General features: G+C 45.2%; 1 protein-coding gene. It reads left to right on the top strand.

What is annotated here, in order from left to right; translation table 11 throughout:
* On the top strand, window positions 1-914 hold a 914-nt coding region (gene tuf / locus EXE29_RS17270), incomplete at both ends, for an elongation factor Tu (RefSeq protein ID WP_120365121.1).

The raw sequence follows: 914 nt of genomic DNA, 5'->3' as shown, positions 1-914 counted from the left end.
GACCATGGTAAAACAACTTTAACAGCTGCAATTGCAACTGTATGTGCGAAGAAATTCGGTGGCGAAGCGAAAGATTACGCTGCAATCGACTCTGCACCTGAAGAAAAAGCACGTGGTATTACAATTAATACTTCACACGTAGAATACGATTCTCCAACTCGTCACTACGCTCACGTAGACTGCCCGGGCCACGCCGATTATGTTAAAAACATGATTACTGGTGCTGCTCAAATGGACGGCGCAATCCTTGTATGTGCTGCGACTGATGGTCCAATGCCACAAACTCGTGAACACATCCTTCTTTCTCGCCAAGTAGGCGTTCCATACATCGTTGTATTCTTAAACAAATGCGACCTTGTAGACGACGAAGAGCTTCTTGAATTAGTAGAAATGGAAGTTCGTGAACTTCTTTCTACTTATGACTTCCCAGGCGATGACACTCCAGTTATCCGTGGTTCTGCTCTTCTTGCGCTTAATGGCGACGCTAGCCAATACGGCGAAGATGCTGTTGTAGCTCTTGTTGACGCGCTTGACACATACATCCCAGAGCCAGAACGTGCTATCGATCTTCCATTCCTTATGCCAATCGAAGACGTATTCTCTATCTCAGGTCGTGGTACAGTAGTAACTGGCCGTGTTGAGACTGGTATCGTTAAAGTAGGCGAAGAAGTTGAAATCGTTGGTATCAAAGATACAGTTAAAACAACTGTAACTGGCGTAGAAATGTTCCGTAAACTTCTTGATGAAGGCCGTGCGGGCGAGAACTGTGGTGTTCTTCTACGTGGTACTAAACGTGAAGACGTTCAACGTGGTCAAGTACTTGCTAAACCAGGTGCAATCAAACCGCATACTAAATTCGACGCAGAAGTATACGTACTTTCTAAAGAAGAAGGTGGTCGTCATACTCCATTCCT

The organism is Acinetobacter sp. WCHAc060006 (assembly GCF_004209135.1).
Lineage (GTDB): Bacteria > Pseudomonadota > Gammaproteobacteria > Pseudomonadales > Moraxellaceae > Acinetobacter > Acinetobacter cumulans.
Note: the sequence above shows the minus strand (reverse complement) of the source record. Positions and strands in the feature narration are given on the sequence as shown.